A 14,577-nucleotide genomic window follows, 5' to 3' on the forward strand; every position below is an offset into this window, starting at 1 on the left:
ATCCCCACGCCCGGAGCGCAGAACACTCCACGCAACACGGCGGCCGCGCGGCGCGATCCGGGCTGAGCCCGAGGAGTGGATCGAGAGGACCTTCAACTGCCTTCACGTGGGGCACGTTTCCCCCGGTCCGGTTCAAGCGTTCACTGCAGGATCTGAGCGGTGTGGGCCGACGAAAGCCAGCTGGGGAACTCCTGCAGAAGCCGGTCGTAGAGGAGATCGTCGCCTACGGTGCGCGGATCGCGGCCGGCGTGGAAGTAGCCTGCGTTGTCGACGATGCGGTGTCGGGGTACGGCCAGCTCGTCGAGACGGCGAAGAAAAGCAAACTCGTTGTCATCGGGGTCGCCGAACCCGATGAACTGCCAGAACAGCGGCAGGCGGGCCGCTTTGCACAGGTACCGTTCGGCGGCGAACTTGCTGGTGGGCCCGCCATCGGTCTGGAAGATCACCAGGGCCGGGGCGTCACTGCCGGAAGCCAGGTAGTGGTCGATGACGTTGTCCATGGCCCAGTGGTAGTTCGTCCGGCCCATGTGACCGAGGTTCTCGTGCAGTTTGTTGATCCGGCCATGATGGCCTCCGAGTTTGAGGTCGGTGGATCCGAGGAGTTCGCCAACGGACCCTTGACCAGTGTGCCTCGGTGTAGCGGCCCGACAGCCTACAAGGGGTGGCCGTCGGCGGCGGCGGACGCTCACTTCTTCTTCCCTCTCAATCCGGCGCCCCCGGCGGCCGCTCACAGGAGCTGCCGCCGCCGGCCAGAGCGAGCGCCGCGGGCCGCCGGGTGGTCGGAATGGGAAAGGGTGTAGCGGCCTTCGGACATGAGGTGGAGGGGGGTGTTGGCGGCGGGACAACTTCTTCCAGGCTCCGGCCAGGACGTAGGCCTCCCAGCTGCATGCGTACCCGGGCGCTGGGTGAGTTGCCGGTGACGAGTTCGGCCAGGTGGCGGGCGGTGAGGTGAGTCTGCTCGAGCGGTTCCAGGCGTTGGACGGCGGAGCCGAGGTCGGTGGCGAGGGTGGTGAGAGCCTGGCTGCGGGTATGCGCGGCGCTGGCGGCGGCCGCCTCGGCGTGCTGGTCGTCCGCGGCCGCCCGTGCGGCCGTGGCTGTGTCGAGGTCGACGCAGGGCTGCACGGCGGCTTGCTGCAGTTCGGGATTGTCAAGGACTGCGGTGTGCGCGGCGCAGGCCTGGCGCCACCGGGTGATCTCTTCTTCGATGGCGCGCAGCTCTTCGTCTTTGAGTAGGGCCTGCTGGGCGAGTGCCAGGGTGTCGAAGCCCTGACTCTTGGCGGCGAGGGTGGCCCATCGCCCTGTGCGCCACGCACGACGAACCGCCAGGACCTATGCGTGCACTGAAAAAAGCCTGATCCGTGTGGGCTCACCCACGACAGAGCTCGCCCCTCTCTGTCAAAGTAGATCGCATGGTCGTGTCTTGGAGCGAACCGACAGCGCGTGGCGTCGAACGGCTCCACGGCGCCGGCCGCCCTGAGCGCAGGGCGGCCGCCGACAGGCGGCTCGCTGCCGGACGCCACTCGCCCGGCCGGCGGTGGACTTGATGGCCGCGCTCGAGGAGTCGGTGCGAGCCGCACGCGCGCACCAAGACGGCGACTGAGCGGCCGGCGGGACGGCTCGGCGGTACCGCCGGGGGTGGGTGCTGTGGTTCTTTGACCGGTGTCGTCGGCGGAAAAGGCGTTGTCGTTGAGCACAGACAGCAGTGACCGGCCGGGGGCTTCTCGCGCGCCCGGAGAGCCACGCAGGCCGGCCCTCGGCCGGTGGTCTGTGCTGGGAACTGCCGGAGCTACATCGGGTCGATATCCGGCTTGCCCGTACCGCCTGTGTGCTCGCTCTGCTCCTTGAGCTGGCGGGCCTTGTCCTTCAGCTGCTGACGCTCCTGCGGGTCAGTGGCGCGTTCCGCGGCCTGTTCCAGGTCCTGGATCCGGGCACGCATCTGCTGGGCACGGCCGGACTCGCCTGCAGCGCTCATGATCACTCCTTGGGTGACGGGGGAAGAGCGGGCCACATCAGCGAAACAGGCCCCGTCACCCTCTGCTTCTCGATCAATCACCCACTGTTATCTACGCAGTTGGGAACGCTCTCGCAGCTTGCGTGCCGCACCCTGCTCACGTTGCTCCCGCTCAGTGGCCCCGGTGTCCACGTCAGGAGTTGCGGGTGCCGCGCGCGTTACCACTCAGTGGGTGGGCGTGGTCGTCAAGGCTTCAGGACCACGGACGGCATGAGCGTGCTCGCCGCCTGAGGACGCCACGTCCCTGGGGCCACACGCCGAGCAGGATCAGGCCGTGGCTTGCCATCCGGGTTCCAGGCTGTCGAGGAGGGAGCGGAAGGCGCTGTCGGCCCGTCCCCAGTCGCCGTCCGCCAGAGGGGCGATCAGGAGGCCGAAGCAGGCGTCGGTCAGGAGAGTGGCCTGCGTCCGGGCCCGGGCCTGGGTCATGCCAAGGTCCCGGAAGACGGAGGTGAGCAGGTCCGTCCATCCGGTGACAAGGTCACGCATGACGGGCCCGTAGCGGTCCGGGTGCAGCACGCTGGCACTCATGATCTCGAGGTAGAGCGGGAGTGAGGCGCGTACGTCGGGGGCACTGAACTGTCGCCACACCTCCTCCATGAAGCGGCGCAGGCCCGACGGGTCCGTGGGCGAGCCGACGGCCTCCACCAGGTCGCGGCTGCGCAGCAGGGGCCGGCCCTCATAGACGGAAAGCGCCTCGGCGACCATCCGCTCCTTGGTGCCGAAGTAGTACAGGAGCATGCGGTCACTGGTCCCCAGGGCCCTGGCCAGGGGGCGCAGGGAGAGTTCCGTGAGCCCGTTGCGCATCACGTACTTACGGACCCGGTCGAGAAGGTCACGTCGCTTGGCCGGATCGGGCGGGCGAGGCATGCAGGCTCCCAGATGTGTTAAGGCGGCGACACTACGGCTGTCCGTTTTACGTCTTTTATATAGATCTTTACCGTAGCAGGCATTACGTGTATATTTGCGTGTAGCACCTGCTACACGAACCGGGCGTCGCACCCGGCCGGCGTACACAGGCGGACCGTCCGCCGCAGGCTCAGAAGGGACTGATCCCCATGGCCATCCAGGCCATCGGCCGCTCTGCCGCCTCCCGCCGAGGAGACCGGTCCTCTCGCGCCGCCGCACCCTCGTGGGCTGCCAGGCAGTGGGCTCTGTGGTCCCGCATGCTGGCACCACTGAAACCGCTGGACGCGCCCCGTGGCCGCGCCACCGCCTGGGACGCCTCCTGGCCCCTGCAACGAGAACTGACCTCGGCGAGCCGAGCCCGGCATCTGGTGACCGCGCAGCTGGACGACTGGGCCCTGGACGAACTGGTCGACACCGCCGAGCTCCTGGTCAGCGAACTGGTCACCAACGCCCTGCGTCACACCCAGGGCCCGCTCAGGCTCAACCTGCGCCTGCGCCACTCTCGCCTGCTGTGCGAGGTCGAGGACACCGAGCCCGCCGGCCCCGTACGCAACGTCATCGACCTGGACGCGGAAGGCGGCCGCGGCACCGAACTCCTCGACCTGCTCGCGGATGCCTGGGGCAACATTCGGACAGCAACCGGCAAAACCATCTGGTTCGAATTGCAAGCCGAGGACCGGCATCGGACTGAGAGAGGGGCAAGGAGTGTGATGACGGCAGCCTGAAGGGGCCCTTGCCTCGCTGTCCTGGGTCGCCGGAAGGTGCGGCGGACCGCCCGCCTGCCTGGGCACCTGTCCGAGCGCGGCTCCATGCGCGGAAGGGGCCTGGCTATCCGGCACCGCGGCCGATTCGTGCTGAGCAGGCGATCGTCTCCTTCTCAGGGTTGGCTCGGCACCAACGGGCCGGCGGCGGGGTCCCTCTCCGTCGCCGGCTCCGCGTAGGACGGCAGTTCGCGCATCCGGCGCAGCGGCGACAGGAAAACGGGCAGGAAGGTGAGTGACTGGCCGACCGCCCCGGCCAGCAGCGTGCCGCGGACGCCGATCGTCGAGCCGAGCAGGCCGCCGAGCAGCGCCCCGACGGGCATCGTGCCCCAGACCAGGAACCGCATCGTCGCGTTCATCCGGCCGAGCAGCCCAGGCGGGCACAGCGCCTGCCGGAAGCTGACCTGGTTGATGTTGTAGACCACGATGCCCATCCACATCGCGATCTGCGCCACCGCGAGCAGCCCCACCGTCCAGTCGCGCTGCACGAACGGGGTGACCAGCGCGCACGGTCCGGCGACCGCGCTCGCGATCCAGATGGCCGGGCCCTGGCCGACCTTCGCGGCGAATCGTCCGGCCGCCAGCGCACCGATCAGGCCACCCACCGCCGCGGTCGAGGTGAGCAGGCCGATGACGCCCGGCGAGAGCCGCAGTTGGCGGGCGAGCAGCACGTAGAAGACGGCGGAGACCACCGAACCGAAGAGATTCGCGGAGCTGGTGCACATGGCGATGGCGCGGAGCATCCGGTTGCCGAGCACGAACCGCAGACCGTCGCGGATCTCCCGGAGCAGGTTGGAATCGGGGCTGCGCTCGGGGCGCGGCGGCCGGACCTCGATCCGCATCACCCACGCGGCCGACCACAGGAAGCTCACCGCGTCGACGAGCACCGCGTAGGGCGCGGTGAGCGCCTGGATCAGCGCGCCGCCGAGGCTCGGGCCCGCGATCTGGCTGACCGACTCGCTGGCCTGGAGCTTCGCGTTGCCCTCGACCAGCAGCTCCCGGTCGATCAGCTGGGGCAGGTAGGACTGGTAAGCCACGTCGAAGAAGACCGTGCTCACCCCGGTGGCGAGCGCGACCACGTACAACTGCTCGATCGTCAGCACGCCGAGGAGCTGAGCCACCGGAACCCAGGCCAGCAGGGCGGCCCGAACCAGGTTGTTGACGATCAGCACCCAGCGGAAGCGCATCCGCTCCACCCATGCGCCGGCCGGCAAGCCCACTGCCACGAACGCCGCGGTCTCGCACGCCGCCAGCACCCCGACCTGCCAGGTGCTGGCGTGCAGCACCAGGATGGCGACGAGAGGAAGCGCCAACTGGCTGACCATTGTCCCGAACTGACTGACCGTCTCACCGACCCACAGTCGACGGAAGTCGGCGTGCCGCCACAGTCCGCCGCGGTTAGCCGGTCGGTCGGGCGAGGGCTCGGGAGCAGTCATGGGAAACTACCGTGGAAGAGTGATTGGGTTTTGTCAATCACTTGTCCTCTCGGCTTCAGTAGGCTGCTGACCATGACCGAACGCCGGCCCGTGACCGACGCGGAGGCGAAGGCACTCGCCTCCGCGCTCCGCCTGCGTATCCTGCGCATCTGCCTCGGCGAGGCGCGCACCAACAAGGAGATCGCGGCAATCCTCGGCCGCGATCCCGCCAGCGTGCTGCACCACACCAGGACGCTGGTGCGCACCGGTTTTCTGAGGGCCCAGGAGGAGCGAAGCGGCACACGCGGCGCACGGGAGATCCCCTATCTGGCGACGCGGAAATCCTGGCAGCTCGACGCGGCCGCGCACGACCGGTCGATGCTCGACGCGTTCCTGGAGGAACTGGCGCTCGCACCTGCGGCCGAGGTCGACAGTACCCGGCTCGGGCTGCGCCTGCCGCCGACGGAGATGGAGGAGTTCCAGACCCGGCTCCGAGCCCTGCTCGAGGAGTTCGCCGCCCGCCCGGACGACCCGACCGCGCCCGCCTGGTCACTCTTCGTGGTGGTGCACCCCGACCCGAATCGGTCCTGACCGGGCGCGAATTCCCGCTCGAGCGAACTCAAGGTCGTCTCGCCCAACGACTTCACCTTCCTTGCCCAGGTCGGGGTCCGGCGTCGGAGGCGAGGCCCGCGGTGCCGACGGGTGCGGGCGCGGGACGCCAGCCGCCGGTGCCGGGGGGCCGCTACTTTGTGGGTCGATCTTCTGGCGAGAACATGGCGGGGCGACCGGGCCCGTCGTCGCCATGTTGGCCGAGGTGCACCCTGAGCGGTGGCGATGGACGCTTAAGGCATCAGGGCCCTGTGGTCCGGCGTGATCCAGTTCGGGCTGGTCGTGCTGCCCGTGCAGCTGTTCTCGGCGACCGAGGAGCACCGAGTCCGGCTTCGGGAGATCCATGCCGCGGACAACGGCAGGGTGCAGCACCGGCGGTTCTGCGAGGCCGAGAACCGTGAAATCCCGTACGAGGAGGTCGGGCGCGGCTGGGAGCTGCCCGACGGGCGACTGGTGCCGTTGAGCGATGAGGACCTGGCGCGTCTGCCGCTTGTGACCAGGCACGTGGTGGAGGTTCTCGGCTTCGTGCCCGGGCAGGACATCGATCCGATCTCGTACAGCAGGCCGTATGCGTCGGCCCGGCGACCCGGCGGCCGACCGGCCGCACGCGCTGCTCGTCGAAGCGCTCGCCCGCACGGGACAGGTCGGCGTGTGCAAGGTCGCCGTCCGCTGTCGGGAACGGATCGCACTGCTGCGGCCACGCCACGGCATGCTCGTCCTCCAGACGCTGCTCTGGCAGGACGAACTGCGCGATCCGGGAGACCTCGCCCCCTCCGCACCGGTCACCGACCGGGAGCTGGAACTCGCCGAGGTACTGATGCGCGAACTCACGGGCGTCGAGGTCGAACAGCTCCAAGACGAGTACCAACACGCGCTGGAGCAGCTGGTCGAGGCGAAGGTGTCCGGCGGCGAGCTGGCCGCGCCGCCTGCGCCGGTGCCGGCGGTGGACTTGATGGCCGCGCTGGAGGAGTCGGTGCGAGCCGCACGCGCACACCAGGACGGCGGCTGAGCGGCTGGCGGGACCGGCTCGGCGGCACTGCCCGGAGGTGCGGTGCCCCTTTGCCAGCCGGTGCCGTTGGCGGCCAAGGCGCTGTCGTTGAGCACAGACAGCAGTGACCGGCCGGAGGCCTCTCTCGTGCCCGGAGAGCCACGAAGGCCGGCCACCGGCCGGTGTCTGTGCGTGGAACTGCCGGAGCTACATCGGGTCGATGTCCGGCTTGCCCGTACCGCCTGCGTGCTCGCTCTGCTCCTTGAGCTGGCGGGCCTTGTCCTTCAGCTGCTGACGCTCCTGCGGATCAGTGGCGCGTTCCGCAGCCTGCTCCAGGTCCTGGATCCGGGCACGCATCTGCTGGGCACGACCGGACTCACCTGCAGCGCTCATGATCACTCCTTGGGTGACGGGGGAAGAGCGGGCCACATCAGAGAAGCAGGCCCTGTCACCCTCTGCAATTCGATCAATCACCCACTGTTATCTATGCAGTTGGAAAGTCCCTCGCGGAACGGCTTGCCGGGCCCTGCTCACGTTGTGGGGTGCTCTCTCAGTGGCTCCGGTCCCATGGGATCGGGTACGAGAGCGTCGGCGCCGGCCGGGGCCGCGGCCTGTCCCAGTCCGCGAACTTCACCGGATACACGGCCGACGACCGAGGTCGGGGCACCTGCTTCCCGGAGCCGTCTGCACTGCCGCTCCCCGTGGTGCCGGCAAAAACAACGACCACCAAGGCGACGGTCGCCAGGACACTCATCTCCCGCCGCGCGCCGGCCGCCCATCGCGAGTGCTCCCGGACCTCGTGCCGTCCGCCCGTACGTACTCCCTCACGCGCACCACTGGCTGCTCCCCCGTCCACCCGGCGCGCCCCTCGCGCACGGGACCCACCAGGAAAGCAGCCACCACTGACATTGATGGTGGTACTCAGGTTCCGATGGTCGTGACCCTGCCACTGACTGACGTCCTGCTGGACTGTGCCATGGATGCGGCCTCCAGGCTCTGCGCGGGTCGGAACGACGCCGAGACCAAGTTCCTCGTGGCGCTGGCTCGCGGCTGAGCGATGGGCGTTTGAGTCGGGCAGCCGGGGTTCGCGACCGCCCTCTCAATCGAACAACATCGACAACTTCCGCGACTGCTCCCCAAGATCTGTGCCAGAACCGGAGCTGTCGCCGGGCGCCCCGTCTGATCAGGCACCCGTGGCAGCCTGGGTGTGGGGCGACCAGCTGGAGTCCGGGAGCGGTCACGCGTCAGGGCCACCTCATCGGGTAACCCTGACGGGGTGCCGGTTCTGAGTGGGTCGTCTCCGTGAAGTTCTGGTTGGCGGTGTTGGTGCCACCGGGGCTGTTGATGTTGTTGTTGGTGCTGATGTTGTTGAACGTCGTGAAGGTGCCGTTGAGGTTGATGGGGAGGAGTGATCCCCCGCCCCCGTTGCCCCCGTTGCCCCCGTTGCCCCCGTTTCCTCCGTTGCCCCCGCTAGAAGTTCCGCCGGTGACGGTGGTCGAGTCGTTGTCGGAGCCCGAAGGGCCGCCGCCGCCGGAGACGCTGGCGGTGTTGGTGAAGGTGCAGGGCGCGCTGGTGGTGACGTTGGCGGTGATCGCGGGGTAGCTGGCGCCTGCCGCCAGCGCGTCGCTGCGTGTGCAGGTCACCGTCCGCCCAGAGATGCCGCAGTTCCAGCCGGTGGGGGCCGGGGCGCCGCGCAGTGGTCCGGCCCCGCGCCGGTTAACGCTTCACGACGTTCTCCGCCTGGGGCCCCTTGGGCCCCTGAGTCACCTCGTACTCGACCGCGTCGTTCTCGAGCAGCTCCCTGTAACCGGTGGTCTGGATGGCGGAGTAGTGGACGAACACGTCCGGGCTGCCATCATCCGGCGCGATGAAGCCGAAGCCCTTTTCCGCGTTGAACCACTTGACCTTGCCAGTCGCCATGCTGTTCTCCTCCAGAGTTGTTCGGCGACAACTTACCGCCCCATAGCTCCCTATATAGCCCGACGCGGCATGAATCGCGCCGGTACGGAGCATGCGCGGTCTCCCCCTCGCCGGCCGGGCGCGCACGACTCAACGCGGTTCGCGTGGGGCGCGACACAAGCCCGGCGGGCCCTCCACGACGACGGCGACGACGCCGGCTCCGGCTCCGGCTCCGGCTCCGGCCAGAGCTGCCCCGGGTACGCCGTGGGCACCGTGAACCCCGCGACATGCCTGCCGTACGGGCATGGGCACGCGGCGCCCGCCGGGACCGGCACTTCCGGGAGCAGCGTCCGTAAGCCCGCCCCGCAGCAGCCCAAGGCGCCCGCGCCGAAGGCTCCGGCCGCTCTCGCGCCGAAGGCCCCGCCTGTGGCCAGGCCTGCCGCGCCCGTCTTCTGCCCACGACGCCGAGCGCACATACATGCTGGGCCTGGCCGAGGCGGCAGCCAACGAGTGCATCAGGCTGAGCTACGTGATCCACGCGCACTACAAGAAGGGCGTCGGAGATGAGCGAAGCCCAGACGGCCGGGAGTGGCACGCAGAGCTTCAGCGGATGAACCAAGCTCTGGAGGAGCAGGCGCTCAGGTTCCACGACAAGCAGATACGTGACCTCCTGGACCGGATGCACGCTGAGATCCTGATCCGCGCCGAGTGGGTCGGAGGCCCAGAGGGCTGGCCGCCGAGGTACATCCAGATCTGTGGAGACATCCGCCTGGTGATGGGGACGGCCCTACGTCGCCAGCCCTTCCCTACGAGGGTCTGGGAGAACTGTCCCGACCCGGCGTGATGCCCGTCAGCGATGTGCATGCACTTTGAACAGGGTGACCGCGGATAGGACACGGCCCACCAGCTAAGTGGTCGGCCCCGGAAGTGTTTCGGGGGTTGACCGAGGTATGGGCGGCCTGCCCCCCGTCAGACAGGCCCTCCCGTCTGGCGGCTCTGTGATCATGTGTCAGAGGAAAAGGATGGTCGGACTGATGATCGTTCTGATAGCTTTCCGCTGGCCGTGATCCAGTCCAAGGAGGTGAGACCCATGACCGCAGTACTCGTATGGGTGCTCCCTCTTGCCACCACGGTCGGGCGATCTGCGTAAGTGTCGCCGGGAGCGCCTTGAAACCCAGGCACTCCCGAAAGGCCACATGCCATGAACACTCTGCACTTCACCGCCGAAGCGACCTCCAACGGCATAGTCGAGCGCGACTTCACCGTAAACGGGATCCCCGGTGTCCTCTGGTCCCCCGAATCTGGTGCAGACCGTGCGGCCCTAGTCCTGATGGGCCACGGCGGCGGCAACCACAAGAAGCACCCTGCGATGGCAGGCCGCGCCCGCTTGCTCGTGAACGGTTGCGGCTTCCACGTCGCGGTCATCGACGCGCCCGGTCACGGTGACCGGCCGCACACGGAGCATGACGAGGCGGAGATCGCCGCGCTGTTCGCGGCGCGGGCAGCCGGCGAACCGGAAAGCCCGATCGTCGTCCGCTACAACGACCACCTGGCGAAGCTCGCCGTGCCCGAGTACCGGGCGCTCCTGGACGCCCTTCAAAAGCTCCCGGCGATCGGCATCGACGGCCCGGTCGGATTCTGGGGCATCAACATGGGTACCGCGATCGGCGTGCCGTTCGTGGCGGCCGAACCCAGGATCACGGCTGCGGTCTTCGGCCAGCACTGGCCCGATGTCCTGGCCGAGAAGGCGAAGCACATCACCGTCCCGATCGAGTTCGACCTGCAGTGGGACGACGAGCACATCTCTCGCGAGGAAGGTCTCGCGCTGTTCGATGCCTTCGCCTCGACGGAGAAGTCCCTGCACGTGAACTCGGGCAAGCACAAGGAACTGCCCCGGTTCGAGGCCGACAGCGCGGTCCGGTTCTTCGCCCGGCACCTCGTCAGTGCGGTCACCTCGCTGGCCTGACGCGAATGGTTTCGGTTGAAGCTGACCGCGCTGATCATGACTCCGCCCATACTGCGTCGCGGCTCTCGGGGCTGTCGCCGCGCGCGCCCGCTGCCCCTTTCCTGCGTGATGCGGGTCACATCGACTCCATGTCACGAACGGAAGGGCAGCTTGCGTCTGGTGGTCGTCCGCAGGGCGGGAACGACCGACACGAAAGAGACAGACGATGAACGCGACAGTAGTGCAGCAGCACGAGGTCCTGGTCCTGGGCGCCGGTTACGCCGGGCTCTCCGCCGCGATCCAGCTCGCTGCCCGCACCAGGAAGCGCGGTGACCTGCGAGTGACGCTGGTCAACCCGTACGACACCTTCACCGAGCGGCTCCGACTGCACATGACCGCCACCGGCCAGGAGACGGCCGAGATGAACATCCCGGAGCTGCTGGACGGCACCGGCGCCGGCTTCGTCCGCGGCTGGGTCACCGCCATAGACGCCGAGGCCAAGACCGTCCGGATCGACGACGACCGCATCTGGCGCTACGACACCCTGGTCTACGGCCTGGGCAGCATCGCGGACACCGTCGCCGTCCCGGGCGTGGACGACCACGCCTACACCCTCAACAGCCCGCAGGAAGCCGCCCTTCTCGCCGACCGGCTGACCCGGCTCGATGGCGGGACCGTCGTGGTCAGCGGCAGCGGCCTCACCGGTGTCGAGGCCGCCGCGGAGATCGCCGAGCGCCACCCGCAGCTCCAAGTGGTGCTGCTGGGCCGGCAGGAGCCGGGCACGAGCATGCACCTGAAGGCCAAGGCATACCTGGACACGGCGCTCGCCCGGCTCGGCGTGCGGGTGCGCAGCGGCGTCGACGTGGTCAAGGTGCTGCCGGACAGCGTCGAGCTCGCGGACGGCTCCAGCATCCCGGCGGCCGCGGTGCTGTGGACCAGCGGTACCCGCGTCTCGCCGCTGGCCGGCGCCGCGGGGCTGACCGTCGACGAGCGCGGCCGGGTGGTCACCGACAGCGCGCTGCGCTCAGTCTCCCACCCGGACGTCTACGCCGTGGGCGACGCGGCGGCGGTCCCCCAGGGCTACGGCGTGATGCACGGGACCTGCCAGAGCGGCATGCCCACCGGAGTGCACGCGGCCCTGTCGATCCTGCGGGTGCTGGCCGGCAAGGAGCCCAAGCCCTTCCGCTTCGGCTACTACCACACGCCCGTCAGCCTGGGCCGCGGCGACGCTGTCGTGCAGTTCACCCGCCCCGACGACAGCCCGCGCCGGATCGTGCTGACCGGCAAGCGGGCTGCGAAGTACAAGGAGACGGTCTCCGCCGCGCCGTGGGCGACCGAACGGCGACCCGCTCGCCGAGGCCATCGAGCTCACCAAGCGGCTCAAACTCCCGCACATCCGCAGGTCGTTGACAGACATCATCCCCACCGCGAAGGCTCAACGCTGGGATCCCGCCGAGGTCGTCCGCGTCCTGCTGGCCGAGGAAGCCGCAGGCCGCGACCGGGCAAACCTGCACACCCGCCGCAAGCGGGCCGGCTTCCCCACCGGCAAGACCTTTGGCGACTGGCACGAGTCCAAGTCCTCCATACCCGGGGCTACGCAGGACGCCCTCAAGAGCCTGGAATGGATCGGCCGCCGCGAGAACTTTTGTATTTGCGGGCCAAGCGGCACGGGAAAGTCGCACTTCACCGAGGCCCTCGGACAGACCGCGGTCGAGGCCGGCCTGACCGTCGCCTGGTTCACCATCGAGGACCTGGGCGCCCTGGTCCGCCGCCACCGCGCACTCCATCGCCCGAGCCCTCGCCAAAATCGTCCGCTCCGACCTGATCATCGTCGACGACATCGGACTCCTGCCCGTCTCCGAGGACGCCGCCGAAGGCTTCTACCGCCTGGTCGACGCCGCCTACGAACGGCGCTCGATCGCCGTCTCCAGCAACCTCCACCCCTCTGGATTCGACGAGATCATCCCAAGACCCTGGCCACCGCGACCGTCGACCGCCTCCTCCATCATGCCCACGTCACGGTCACTCAGGGTGATTCATTCCGGTTCACCGAGGCCACCACCGGAAAGGGAGTGAAGCCCTTTCAGCTGACCCACACCACCCGAGGGCGGGGAGATATCTGGCCGCCACCGGGGAACTTCCACTGGCCGTCAGTGGGGAGAACTACTGGCCGCCTCTGGGGACAACTACATGGCCGTTGACATGGCAGCCGAGTGCCTTCGCGATGACGGGGGCCGGGACCTGGAGGACGAGTTGGCGGATCGCGGAGGTCCTGCCGCGCTGCGGCGGGACGCCGATCTCCCGCAGGTGGACTTGGAGGCTGACCGGGTTCATCGGCTGCGCGGTTTCGGGTGCCGCACAGGGACGTGCCGGCGCGGGGTGCTTGGCCTGGTGTGGTGACGTGCTGCCGGCGGTGTCACGGCCCGGTGCTGGCGGGGAGGTCGCTCAGCCTGGTGGATGGTCCGCGGGGCCCCGGTCAGGGGGGCCTTGTTGGGCTTTGGAGGAGATACGCCCGAAGGGCGTATCTCCTCCAAAGCCCAGGAGGGCTGCGATCGTCAGTAATGGCTGTTCATCGCAGCCCGTACCTCGGCGAGGGTGGCATCAGCCACAGCTCTCGCTCGCTCATTGCCCTCGCGCAGCGTCTGGCGGAGGTGTGTGCGGTCCTGGGCGTACTGGGTGCGGCGGGCCCGAATCGGGGCCAGGTACTCGTTGACCGCCTCTGTCACGGTCCGTTTGAGAGCTGCGGCTCCTGCGGAGCCGATGTCGTCGGCCACCTGCTGGGGATTACGGTCCTGGCAGAGAGAGGCCAGCAGGAGGAGCGAAGAGACTTCGGGACGGCCGGCCGGGTCATAGGTGATGTGGCGTTCGGAGTCGGTCTTGGCTCCCTTGATCAGCCGTGCGGTCTCGTCGGCGTCGGCGGCCAGTGTGATGGCGTTGCCGCGGCTCTTGCTCATCTTGGTGCCGTCCGTCCCCAGGAGCAGCGGTGCAGGCGACAGCAGCGCATCGGGCTGGGGGAAGACTGCGGTACTGGCGCCGTAGCGGTCGTTGAAGCGGCGGGCGATGGTGCGGGTGAGTTCCAGGTGGGGGAGCTGGTCCTGTCCGACCGGGACCAGGTTGGCCTTGCAGAAGAGGATGTCGGCGGCCTGGTGGGCGGGGTAGGTGAACATCAGGCCGCTGACTGAGGACTGTGGTGAGTGGGCGATCTCGTCCTTGACTGTGGGATTGCGGTTCAGTTCGGCAACGGAGACGAGGCTGAGGAAGGGCAGCAGCAGCTGGTTGAGGGCGGGAACGGCGCTGTGCGTGAAGATCGTGCTGCGCGTGGGGTCCACTCCGATGGCGAGGTAGTCCAGGACGAGCTCCTCGACATGCCCCGTCAGGTTGTCCGCCACATCGCGGTCGGTCAGGACCTGGTAGTCCGCGATGATCACGAACATCTCCACCCCGAGGTTCTGCAGACGTACCCGGTTATGCAGAGTGCCGAAGTAGTGCCCCAGATGCAGACGTCCGGTAGGACGATCACCGGTCAATACACGGAACTGCCCAGGATCCTCAAGGATCAACTTCTCCAGCACCGCGCTGCGCGCCTGCGCGGCGGTCATCCCGAGCACATCGGCGGACGAATCGACGGCGGAGGCGTCGGGGCCCGTTCCTGCTGGTTGGGAGGTGGTGTTCACACGGTCTCCTGGTGGTCGTATCGCCGGCCGGACGACACACCCCCTGACCCAGGGAACACAAGGGGGCCGTCCATCCGAACGGCCCGGTCATGCGTGAGAGGCGGCCGCTCCTACAAGGAGCGCCACCAGCTCAGACATGACGAAAGGTGCATGGCGGCATCATAACGGCTGGGTTGTAACCAATGCCGCGTAGTTAAGAAGCTGCAGGTGGCGTCAAGAACCCGGCAGCTCCAGGCCCACACGGACCAACTCCTCCAATGCGACGTTGACCAGGCCCACCGCGGAGGCGCGGACCGGCGCCGCCTCCTCCATCGCAGCAGCCGCGACCTGCCGGGCACGGACCGGGTCGTGCACCAGACCGGTTTGGTT

15 protein-coding genes and 4 pseudogenes are annotated in these 14,577 nt (G+C 68.5%); 9 read left to right on the forward strand and 10 right to left on the reverse strand.

Annotated elements, in window-relative coordinates; genetic code table 11:
• Positions 1 to 140 precede the first annotated feature (140 nt).
• Positions 141 to 596 (reverse strand): annotated as a pseudogene (locus OG456_RS45395) (VWA domain-containing protein); the annotation flags it as partial.
• Between the two features lie 352 nt (positions 597 to 948).
• Here OG456_RS45395 and OG456_RS45400 point away from each other — a divergent pair.
• On the forward strand, positions 949 to 1,233 hold the full coding sequence (locus OG456_RS45400) for a hypothetical protein (RefSeq protein ID WP_266570989.1): 285 nt from the start codon (positions 949 to 951) through the stop codon (positions 1,231 to 1,233).
• Positions 1,234 to 1,786: 553 nt separating this feature from the next.
• Here OG456_RS45400 and OG456_RS45405 read toward each other — a convergent pair.
• Entirely contained in the window at positions 1,787 to 1,972 is a 186-nt protein-coding gene (locus OG456_RS45405) for a DUF6381 family protein (RefSeq protein ID WP_266570990.1), read from the reverse strand.
• 306 nt (positions 1,973 to 2,278) lie between these two features.
• On the reverse strand, positions 2,279 to 2,878 hold the full coding sequence (locus tag OG456_RS45410; protein ID WP_266570991.1) for a TetR/AcrR family transcriptional regulator: 600 nt from the start codon (positions 2,876 to 2,878) through the stop codon (positions 2,279 to 2,281).
• A 188-nt stretch (positions 2,879 to 3,066) separates the two neighbouring features.
• On the opposite strand from OG456_RS45410, the gene OG456_RS45415 reads away from it, so the two are divergent.
• Entirely contained in the window at positions 3,067 to 3,642 is a 576-nt protein-coding gene (locus tag OG456_RS45415) for an ATP-binding protein (protein ID WP_354006150.1), read from the forward strand.
• 152 nt (positions 3,643 to 3,794) lie between these two features.
• Here OG456_RS45415 and OG456_RS45420 read toward each other — a convergent pair whose 3' ends face one another.
• Positions 3,795 to 5,114, reverse strand: coding sequence for an MFS transporter (locus OG456_RS45420; RefSeq protein WP_266570993.1), 1,320 nt, complete (start codon positions 5,112 to 5,114; stop codon positions 3,795 to 3,797).
• 72 nt (positions 5,115 to 5,186) lie between these two features.
• Here OG456_RS45420 and OG456_RS45425 point away from each other — a divergent pair, with 72 nt between their 5' ends.
• The 3 genes and pseudogenes from OG456_RS45425 to OG456_RS45430 all read left to right on the forward strand — a co-directional run bounded on the left by OG456_RS45425 (position 5,187) and on the right by OG456_RS45430 (position 6,711).
• Positions 5,187 to 5,684, forward strand: coding sequence for a transcriptional regulator (locus OG456_RS45425; RefSeq protein ID WP_266570994.1), 498 nt, complete (start codon positions 5,187 to 5,189; stop codon positions 5,682 to 5,684).
• Between the two features lie 309 nt (positions 5,685 to 5,993).
• A pseudogene (locus tag OG456_RS50995) lies at positions 5,994 to 6,212 on the forward strand (Ku protein); the annotation flags it as partial.
• Positions 6,213 to 6,270: 58 nt separating this feature from the next.
• On the forward strand, positions 6,271 to 6,711 hold the full coding sequence (locus OG456_RS45430; RefSeq protein WP_266570995.1) for a Ku protein: 441 nt from the start codon (positions 6,271 to 6,273) through the stop codon (positions 6,709 to 6,711).
• 186 nt (positions 6,712 to 6,897) lie between these two features.
• Here OG456_RS45430 and OG456_RS45435 read toward each other — a convergent pair whose 3' ends face one another.
• From OG456_RS45435 to OG456_RS45445, 3 genes are all read right to left on the reverse strand, one after another.
• Positions 6,898 to 7,083: a DUF6381 family protein gene (locus tag OG456_RS45435; protein ID WP_266570996.1), complete on the reverse strand. Its 186-nt coding sequence runs from the start codon at positions 7,081 to 7,083 to the stop codon at positions 6,898 to 6,900.
• An 851-nt stretch (positions 7,084 to 7,934) separates the two neighbouring features.
• Complete coding sequence (locus tag OG456_RS45440; RefSeq protein ID WP_266570997.1) at positions 7,935 to 8,333, reverse strand: hypothetical protein; 399 nt, start codon at positions 8,331 to 8,333, stop codon at positions 7,935 to 7,937.
• Positions 8,334 to 8,406: 73 nt separating this feature from the next.
• Positions 8,407 to 8,610 carry a cold-shock protein gene (locus OG456_RS45445; RefSeq protein WP_266570998.1) on the reverse strand — a complete coding sequence of 68 codons (204 nt, stop codon included), beginning with the start codon at positions 8,608 to 8,610 and terminating at the stop codon, positions 8,407 to 8,409.
• A 457-nt stretch (positions 8,611 to 9,067) separates the two neighbouring features.
• On the opposite strand from OG456_RS45445, the gene OG456_RS45450 reads away from it, so the two are divergent.
• From OG456_RS45450 to istB, 4 genes and pseudogenes are all read left to right on the forward strand, one after another.
• Entirely contained in the window at positions 9,068 to 9,433 is a 366-nt protein-coding gene (locus tag OG456_RS45450; protein WP_266570999.1) for a hypothetical protein, read from the forward strand.
• Between the two features lie 357 nt (positions 9,434 to 9,790).
• A complete protein-coding gene (locus OG456_RS45455; protein ID WP_266571000.1) occupies positions 9,791 to 10,555 on the forward strand; it encodes an alpha/beta hydrolase in 765 nt (254 codons plus the stop codon).
• Positions 10,556 to 10,760: 205 nt separating this feature from the next.
• Positions 10,761 to 11,864 (forward strand): annotated as a pseudogene (locus OG456_RS45460) (NAD(P)/FAD-dependent oxidoreductase); the annotation flags it as partial.
• A pseudogene (gene istB, locus OG456_RS45465) lies at positions 11,827 to 12,618 on the forward strand (IS21-like element helper ATPase IstB); the annotation flags it as partial. The pseudogenes OG456_RS45460 and istB, both read left to right, overlap by 38 nt.
• A gap of 79 nt (positions 12,619 to 12,697) precedes the next feature.
• Here the strand turns inward: istB and OG456_RS45470 are convergent.
• The 3 genes from OG456_RS45470 to OG456_RS45480 all read right to left on the reverse strand — a co-directional run bounded on the left by OG456_RS45470 (position 12,698) and on the right by OG456_RS45480 (position 14,562).
• Positions 12,698 to 12,868: a hypothetical protein gene (locus OG456_RS45470; RefSeq protein ID WP_266571001.1), complete on the reverse strand. Its 171-nt coding sequence runs from the start codon at positions 12,866 to 12,868 to the stop codon at positions 12,698 to 12,700.
• A gap of 221 nt (positions 12,869 to 13,089) precedes the next feature.
• Entirely contained in the window at positions 13,090 to 14,133 is a 1,044-nt protein-coding gene (gene trpS / locus OG456_RS45475) for a tryptophan--tRNA ligase (protein WP_266571762.1), read from the reverse strand.
• Between the two features lie 288 nt (positions 14,134 to 14,421).
• Positions 14,422 to 14,562 (reverse strand): hypothetical protein, encoded by a 141-nt coding sequence (locus OG456_RS45480; protein WP_266571002.1) that lies wholly within the window; start codon positions 14,560 to 14,562, stop codon positions 14,422 to 14,424.
• Positions 14,563 to 14,577: the final 15 nt, after the last annotated feature.

Source organism: Streptomyces sp. NBC_01446 (genome assembly GCF_026340095.1).
GTDB lineage: Bacteria > Actinomycetota > Actinomycetes > Streptomycetales > Streptomycetaceae > Streptomyces > Streptomyces aureus.

Bases quoted from the DNA above. Each gene is read 5' to 3' on its own strand.
- OG456_RS45435 (WP_266570996.1), bottom strand. From the start codon at position 7,083: ATGAGCGCTGCAGGTGAGTCCGGTCGTGCCCAGCAGATGCGTGCCCGG.
- OG456_RS45445 (WP_266570998.1), bottom strand. From the start codon at position 8,610: ATGGCGACTGGCAAGGTCAAGTGGTTCAACGCGGAAAAGGGCTTCGGC.
- OG456_RS45455 (WP_266571000.1), top strand. From the start codon at position 9,791: ATGAACACTCTGCACTTCACCGCCGAAGCGACCTCCAACGGCATAGTC.
- OG456_RS45430 (WP_266570995.1), top strand. From the start codon at position 6,271: ATGCGTCGGCCCGGCGACCCGGCGGCCGACCGGCCGCACGCGCTGCTC.
- OG456_RS45415 (WP_354006150.1), top strand. From the start codon at position 3,067: ATGGCCATCCAGGCCATCGGCCGCTCTGCCGCCTCCCGCCGAGGAGAC.
- trpS (WP_266571762.1), bottom strand. From the start codon at position 14,133: ATGACCGCCGCGCAGGCGCGCAGCGCGGTGCTGGAGAAGTTGATCCTT.
- OG456_RS45450 (WP_266570999.1), top strand. From the start codon at position 9,068: ATGCTGGGCCTGGCCGAGGCGGCAGCCAACGAGTGCATCAGGCTGAGC.
- OG456_RS45410 (WP_266570991.1), bottom strand. From the start codon at position 2,878: ATGCCTCGCCCGCCCGATCCGGCCAAGCGACGTGACCTTCTCGACCGG.
- OG456_RS45425 (WP_266570994.1), top strand. From the start codon at position 5,187: ATGACCGAACGCCGGCCCGTGACCGACGCGGAGGCGAAGGCACTCGCC.
- OG456_RS45470 (WP_266571001.1), bottom strand. From the start codon at position 12,868: ATGAACCCGGTCAGCCTCCAAGTCCACCTGCGGGAGATCGGCGTCCCG.
- OG456_RS45420 (WP_266570993.1), bottom strand. From the start codon at position 5,114: ATGACTGCTCCCGAGCCCTCGCCCGACCGACCGGCTAACCGCGGCGGA.
- OG456_RS45405 (WP_266570990.1), bottom strand. From the start codon at position 1,972: ATGAGCGCTGCAGGCGAGTCCGGCCGTGCCCAGCAGATGCGTGCCCGG.